At 37.5% G+C, this 2,478-nt stretch carries 2 protein-coding genes and 1 riboswitch; both genes read right to left on the bottom strand.

The window, feature by feature from the left end; all coding sequences use genetic code 11:
* Positions 1-102, bottom strand: a riboswitch (cobalamin riboswitch). This riboswitch is flagged as partial in the annotation.
* A gap of 152 nt (positions 103-254) precedes the next feature.
* Positions 255-1,400 (bottom strand): N(5)-(carboxyethyl)ornithine synthase, encoded by a 1,146-nt coding sequence (locus tag ABY905_RS16440; RefSeq protein ID WP_372645837.1) that lies wholly within the window; start codon positions 1,398-1,400, stop codon positions 255-257.
* A 389-nt stretch (positions 1,401-1,789) separates the two neighbouring features.
* Positions 1,790-2,478, bottom strand: a 689-nt coding sequence (locus ABY905_RS16435; RefSeq protein WP_372645835.1) for an alpha/beta hydrolase family protein, incomplete at its 5' end; no start/stop codon positions are given.

The raw sequence follows: 2,478 nt of genomic DNA, 5'->3' as shown, positions 1-2,478 counted from the left end.
GGCAATTTACGGCTGCGGGGACAGCTACTGATTTTAACAGTATTCCCTGGTTCAATTTTGTAATGTAAAAGTAAAATGAAAATCGAGATACTGAATGTAAAACCTAAAATAGTTATCAAGAAGTAATTAACAATGTAAAAGTGTTGTCAACGATCAGAAGGCGGGATAGATATTTAAAGATGTTACACAATAAAAATCCCGATCTGCATCAAGCAAATCGGGATTAAAATATTATAAATGTTGATGTCTAAATCTTAATTCTGTAATAAGTGTGGGTATTCTTTACTTCTATTTTGGAATGACAATATTTTCTTGTTTTGAATGACTCCCTTGTTTATTTCAATAGCTTTTGAAATTGGGTCGTTCTGTTCCCAGACTTTTGATCCGCCAATAATAATGGGTAAAAAGGGGAGTAGGGCTTCTGAAATTTCCCATGATGCAGATTGCCAATAATAACTAGGGCTGTGATCGACTGAATAATAGTATTTGCCTTCTGACTCAAACATTGGATGCTCAAAACTTGTCGGTTTGGCACACCAAAAGCCCATGTCTTCATCGCAACTGATATCGATAATAAGGGTGCCTTTCTTTAATTTATCGGCATCCTCTTTGGGGACAAACATGATAGGATGTTCTGTATCTTGCAGGATACCATTTACAATAATATCTACATCCGACAAAATTTCAGAAAAAGGGAGTGTACTGCCATCAGATTCAACTGAAAGCAAACTTCCTGAGACGTCATTCTTCATTTGTTTAAATGATATACCAGGCAGTTGATCACTCACATCTGTTGATATTCGATTGGTATAAACAGTTATGTCTTGAATACCTTGGCCTTGCAAGGCATATACAGCACCTCGACTCACCGAGCCAAAGCTCAGTACGACAGCTTTTCGTGATTTACCATAGTTACCAGCAATTCCCATAAGACTCAATGCGTGGTTGACACCTGCATAGCCTGCCATTTCGTTGTTCTTATAAAAAACATGCATGTTTTTATCACCTGAACGGCTCCAGGTAAACATCTCTTCCCAGGCGATGAGGGTTAATTTTCGATCAATTGCGATCTGGGTATTTTCTTTTTGTTGTACACAGTGCGGCCAACCCCATACAATAGCACCTTCTCTTACTTGAGATAAATCGGATGCTAATGGTTTAGGCATGAGAACACAATCAAAACCTTTTAATATTTCTTTTCTTAAGGCAACTCTTCCTGATGTGAGTTGTGCAATAGTTTGATCATCTACGCCAAATCTTAGGCCATAGCTTTTTTCAAAAGTCATTTGTTTTCGTAACTCTTCGGGAATTCGTTCGATGTGTTCTGGATGAATTGCTACTCGTTCTTCATTTTCTTTTAGTGAGCTGCCGACAATGCCGACAGTTAAAAGCTTTGACATATTATGGGGTGTTGATTACAGAAATAAAATATTTTATTTCTGCTTCATATGGTATATATCTGATACCACACACACTTTCTAACATTATAAAGACAACTATGCTTTGTGCATAAAATAGAGTCGTGTAGGAGAATTGCTTTGTAGTTTGCTCTACCTGTCTTTTTTGAGGTCGATTAAAAATATCGAATCCGAAGGTAGTCAATTTATTACATTTTGTTTATTAAGTGTCTTCTTAAAATATTAATTATTAGTAGATTATAAAGAGTTGTGATATCTTGTTGATCTTAACTTACATCCTGTCAGTGGATAAGTATACACGATATGGCTGAATAAAAATCCCGATCTGCCTAAAGCAAATCGGGATTCATTATATTCACATAAATAAGACTTTATCTCTTCTGAGGCTGATCTTTTTGCATTTCGACATAATCTGCTGACGATCTAAAATCACCAAGTAGATACTTGCAGAAATATTCACCACGTAGCCAGAATGAGTATTCGCTCATAGTACCAAAGCTATGTCGCTGACCAGGGTAAATGAAGAAATCGAATCGCTTATTTGCTTTAATCAAGGCATTGGCCATTCTAATACTGTTACCAGGATGAACATTATCATCGATATCACCTGTTACAATCATCAGCTTTCCTTTCAGGTTTTTAGCCAAACTAGGGTTGGTGTCAATTTTGTATTGGAAAGTGGTGTCCCCTTTTTCGCTTACAACTTCTTTTACGCCATGGTGTGTTTCACTCCACCAACGGTTGTAAATATTGTTGTCGTGGTTACCAGCTGCTGATACAGCTACCTTAAAAAAGTCAGGATAAACCAACATTGCCGCAGTCGACATGAATCCACCACCTGAATGACCGAAAATACCTACTTTGTTAATGTCAATAAAGCTGTGTCTGTCTGCCAATTGCTCAAGACCAACTTTCTTATCTTCCAAACCATAGTCTCTAAGATTGCCATAACCATAGTTGTGGTACCACTTAGAACGCGCTGGATGACCACCTCGGTTACCCATTGTAACAACAATAAACCCTAGCTGAGCCATACGATCTGCTCTATCCATACGAGTTG

Source organism: Ancylomarina sp., assembly GCF_041555295.1.
Taxonomy (GTDB): Bacteria; Bacteroidota; Bacteroidia; order Bacteroidales; family Marinifilaceae; genus Ancylomarina.
The sequence above is the reverse complement of the archived record's forward strand: the minus strand, read 5'-3'. Positions and strand labels throughout refer to the sequence as shown.

Bases quoted from the DNA above. Each gene is read 5' to 3' on its own strand.
- ABY905_RS16440 (WP_372645837.1), bottom strand. From the start codon at position 1,400: ATGTCAAAGCTTTTAACTGTCGGCATTGTCGGCAGCTCACTAAAAGAA.